General features: G+C 54.3%; 2 rRNA genes. Both read left to right on the top strand.

The features are described from left to right. Positions 1-350 precede the first annotated feature (350 nt). Positions 351-1,876, top strand: a 16S ribosomal RNA gene (locus tag D8M41_RS11290). Between the two features lie 319 nt (positions 1,877-2,195). Continuing rightward, positions 2,196-5,183: ribosomal RNA gene (locus D8M41_RS11295) — 23S ribosomal RNA — on the top strand; the annotation flags it as partial.

Below are 5,183 nucleotides of genomic sequence, written 5' to 3' on the forward strand. Positions count from 1 at the left end.
TTGCGTGTTGTGTGGGGGGTGTGTATAGTTGTATGAGTCGCCGCGGCGAGGGGCCCTGAAGGGGTGCTGTTGATGTTGTGGTTGGCTCTGAATGATGACTGTCTGGGGGGCTTCTGCGTGCCTGTTGTGGGTGTGTGGTGGTGTCCTGGGGTGGTGTGTTGTTTGAGAACTCAATAGTGTGCTTTTTTGGTTTCGAGCAAATTGTTTTTGTTTGGAAATGTGATACCAATTATTTTATTTATTTTTTGATTGATGACCGTTTGTGGTTTCAATTGTGTCAGCGTGGATCGTGCACCCCCGTGTACGGTTTGTGTTGGTGTTTGAGATCGGGTTGTCAGGCTTTTTGTTTTGTAACGGAGAGTTTGATCCTGGCTCAGGACGAACGCTGGCGGCGTGCTTAACACATGCAAGTCGAACGATGAAGCGGTGCTTGCACCGTGGATTAGTGGCGAACGGGTGAGTAATACGTGAGTGACCTACCTTTGACTCTGGGATAAGCCTGGGAAACTGGGTCTAATACCGGATACGACCAATCTCTGCATGGGGTGTTGGTGGAAAGCGTTATGGAGTGGTTTTAGATGGGCTCACGGCCTATCAGCTTGTTGGTGAGGTAATGGCTTACCAAGGCGACGACGGGTAGCCGGCCTGAGAGGGTGACCGGCCACACTGGGACTGAGACACGGCCCAGACTCCTACGGGAGGCAGCAGTGGGGAATATTGCACAATGGGCGCAAGCCTGATGCAGCGACGCCGCGTGAGGGATGACGGCCTTCGGGTTGTAAACCTCTGTTAGCATCGAAGAAGCGAAAGTGACGGTAGGTGCAGAGAAAGCGCCGGCTAACTACGTGCCAGCAGCCGCGGTAATACGTAGGGCGCGAGCGTTGTCCGGAATTATTGGGCGTAAAGAGCTTGTAGGCGGTTGGTCGCGTCTGCTGTGAAAGGCCGGGGCTTAACTCCGGTTTTGCAGTGGGTACGGGCTAACTAGAGTGCAGTAGGGGAGACTGGAATTCCTGGTGTAGCGGTGGAATGCACAGATATCAGGAGGAACACCGATGGCGAAGGCAGGTCTCTGGGCTGTAACTGACGCTGAGAAGCGAAAGCATGGGGAGCGAACAGGATTAGATACCCTGGTAGTCCATGCCGTAAACGTTGGGCACTAGGTGTGGGGGACATTCCACGTTTTCCGCGCCGTAGCTAACGCATTAAGTGCCCCGCCTGGGGAGTACGGCCGCAAGGCTAAAACTCAAAGGAATTGACGGGGGCCCGCACAAGCGGCGGAGCATGCGGATTAATTCGATGCAACGCGAAGAACCTTACCAAGGCTTGACATGCATTAGATCGCGTCAGAGATGGCGTTTCCCTTCGGGGCTGGTGTACAGGTGGTGCATGGTTGTCGTCAGCTCGTGTCGTGAGATGTTGGGTTAAGTCCCGCAACGAGCGCAACCCTCGTTCTATGTTGCCAGCGGTTCGGCCGGGGACTCATAGGAGACTGCCGGGGTTAACTCGGAGGAAGGTGGGGATGACGTCAAATCATCATGCCCCTTATGTCTTGGGCTTCACGCATGCTACAATGGCCGGTACAGAGGGTTGCGATACTGTGAGGTGGAGCTAATCCCTTAAAGCCGGTCTCAGTTCGGATTGGGGTCTGCAACTCGACCCCATGAAGTCGGAGTCGCTAGTAATCGCAGATCAGCAACGCTGCGGTGAATACGTTCCCGGGCCTTGTACACACCGCCCGTCAAGTCACGAAAGTTGGTAACACCCGAAGCCGGTGGCCTAACCCTTGTGGGGGGAGCCGTCGAAGGTGGGATTGGCGATTGGGACTAAGTCGTAACAAGGTAGCCGTACCGGAAGGTGCGGCTGGATCACCTCCTTTCTAAGGAGCTCAACTATATTGGTTGGCCATGCTATCTGCGAGTGTCGGATGGGTGGTTTGCTCATGGGTGGAATGTCATGTTTCCTGGTTTGTGGTGGGGCCATTGAGGTGCGCTGTTGGGTTTTCGGGCTGCACGCTGTGTGGTCTGTGTGACTGGCTGGTGCTGGTGCTGGGGGTTTTCTCTGGTTCTGGTGGTGGTGTGGTTTGTTGTTTGAGAACTGTATAGTGGACGCGAGCATCTTCTGGAAGCTGTGCTGTGCACCTGCCTGTTTTGTGTGTGGGTGTGTGGTGAGTTTTCTGTGATTTTTTCTTTGATTGTTTGTAAGTTGTTAAGGGCACACGGTGGATGCCTTGGCACTAGAAGCCGATGAAGGACGTGTGAATCTGCGATAAGCCTCGGGGAGCCGATAACTGGGCGTTGATCCGAGGATGTCCGAATGGGGAAACCTTGCTCATTGTTATGGTGAGTGACCGCTGGTTGAATGTATAGGCCAGTTGGGGGGAACGCGGGGAAGTGAAACATCTCAGTACCCGCAGGAAGAGAAAATAATAATGATTCTGTCAGTAGTGGCGAGCGAAAGCGGAAGAGACTAAACCTGTGGTGTGTGATACCGGTCGGGGGTTGCATCATGGGGGTTGTGGGAGGCGTCGTGGCAGTTCTGACCGGCTGTTGGCGTGATGTTCAGGATGGTAGGTGAATGGTCTGGGAAGGCCAACCGGAGTGGGTGAGAGTCCCGTAGCTGAAATTGTTCTGACCGCGTGGCGTTTGTCCCGAGTAGCACGGGGCTCGTGGAATCTCGTGTGAATCTGCCAGGACCACCTGGTAAGTCTAAATACTTTCTAGTGACCGATAGTGGATCAGTACCGTGAGGGAATGGTGAAAAGTACCCCGGGAGGGGAGTGAAAGAGTACCTGAAACCGTGTGCTTACAAGCCGTTATAGCCCCCGTTGTGTGGGGTGGTGGCGTGCCTTTTGAAGAATGAGCCTGCGAGTTAGTGTTTTGTCGCGAGGTTAACCCGTGTGGGGTAGTCGTAGCGAAAGCGAGTCTGAACAGGGCGTTGTAGTGGCAGGATCTAGACCCGAAGCGGAGTGATCTATCCATGGCCAGGTTGAAGCACGTGTAAGAGCGTGTGGAGGACCGAACCCACCTAGGTTGAAAACTGGGGGGATGAGCTGTGGATAGGGGTGAAAGGCCAATCAAACTCTGTGATAGCTGGTTCTCCCCGAAATGCATTTAGGTGCAGCGTTGCATGTTTCTTGCCGGAGGTAGAGCGACTGGATGGCTGATGGGCCCGCGAGGGTTACTGACGTTAGCTAAACTCCGAATGCCGGTAAGTGAGAGTGTAGCAGTGAGACAGTGGGGGATAAGCTTCATTGTCGAGAGGGAAACAGCCCAGACCATCAACTAAGGCCCCTAAGCGTGTGCTAAGTGGGAAAGGATGTGGAGTTGCTGAGACAACCAGGAGGTTGGCTTAGAAGCAGCCATCCTTGAAAGAGTGCGTAATAGCTCACTGGTCAAGTGATTCTGCGCCGATAATGTAGCGGGGCTCAAGTACACCGCCGAAGTTGTGGCAATCAGTCCTTGTGGCTGGTTGGGTAGGGGAGCGTCCTGCATGAGGTGAAGCTGCCACGGGAGTGTGTGGTGGATTGTGTGGGAGTGAGAATGCAGGCATGAGTAGCGAATCACGGGTGAGAAACCCGTGCGCCGGATGATCAAGGGTTCCAGGGTCAAGTTAATCTGCCCTGGGTTAGTCGGGGCCTAAGGCGAGGCCGACAGGCGTAGTCGATGGATAACGGGTTGATATTCCCGTACCAGTGAAGAACCGTCCATACTGATATTGTGATGCTAACCATGCCGAACACGGTGTCATGAAGTTTTCTTTGTGGTGTTGTGGGGTGTGTGGGACCCAGGCTTTGGAGGTAAGCGTGTTAACAGGTGTGACGCAGGAAGGTAGCCAAGCCACGCGGTGGTTGTCGTGGTCTAAGCGTGTAGGATGGTTGGTTGTTAAATGCGCCAGCTGTGTGTCTGAGACGTGATGGGACCCCGTTGTTGGGGGATTTGGTGATCCTATGCTGTCGAGAAAAGCATCGGCGTGAGGTTTGAGCTGCCCGTACCCGAAACCGACACAGGTGATCAGGTAGAGAATACTAAGGCGATCGAGAGAATCATGGTTAAGGAACTCGGCAAAATGCCCCCGTAACTTCGGGAGAAGGGGGGCCCTGAGCGTGATCTGCCCGTGCGGTGGGGAGCGTGTAGGGGTCGCAGAGACCAGGGGGAAGCGACTGTTTATCAAAAACACAGGTCCGTGCGAAGTCGTAAGACGAGGTATACGGACTGACTCCTGCCCGGTGCTGGAAGGTTAAGAGGAGTGGTTAGCCCTTTTGGGGGCGAAGCTGCGAATTTAAGCCCCAGTAAACGGCGGTGGTAACTATAACCATCCTAAGGTAGCGAAATTCCTTGTCGGGTAAGTTCCGACCTGCACGAATGGAGTAACGACTTCCCTACTGTCTCAACCATGAACTCGGTGAAATTGCAGTACGAGTAAAGATGCTCGTTTCGCGCAGCAGGACGGAAAGACCCCGTGACCTTTACTATAGTTTGGTATTGGTGTTTGGGTTGGCTTGTGTAGGATAGGTGGGAGACTGTGAAGCCGTCACGCTAGTGGTGGTGGAGTCGTTGTTGAAATACCACTCTGGTCAATCTGAGCGTCTAACTTCGGGCCATGATCTGGTTCAGGGACAGTGCCTGATGGGTAGTTTAACTGGGGCGGTTGCCTCCTAAAGTGTAACGGAGGCGCCCAAAGGTTCCCTCAGCCTGGTTGGCAATCAGGTGTTGAGTGTAAGTGCACAAGGGAGCTTGACTGTGAGAGTGGCGGCTCGAGCAGGTGCGAAAGCAGGGACTAGTGATCCGGCAGTGGCGTGTGGAAGCGCTGTCGCTCAACGGATAAAAGGTACCTCGGGGATAACAGGCTGATCTTGCCCAAGAGTCCATATCGACGGCATGGTTTGGCACCTCGATGTCGGCTCGTCGCATCCTGGGGCTGGAGTCGGTCCCAAGGGTTGGGCTGTTCGCCCATTAAAGCGGTACGCGAGCTGGGTTCAGAACGTCGTGAGACAGTTCGGTCCCTATCCGCTGCGTGCGTTGGAGAATTGAGAAAGGCTGTCCTTAGTACGAGAGGACCGGGACGGACGAACCTCTGGTATGTCAGTTGTACCGCCAGGTGCATGGCTGATTGGCTACGTTCGGGAGGGATAACCGCTGAAAGCATCTAAGCGGGAAGCTTGTTTCGTGATGAGTTCTCCTGGC

It is taken from the genome of Rothia sp. HSID18069, from assembly GCF_003989155.1.
In the GTDB taxonomy this organism is placed as follows: Bacteria; Actinomycetota; Actinomycetes; order Actinomycetales; family Micrococcaceae; genus Rothia; species Rothia aeria.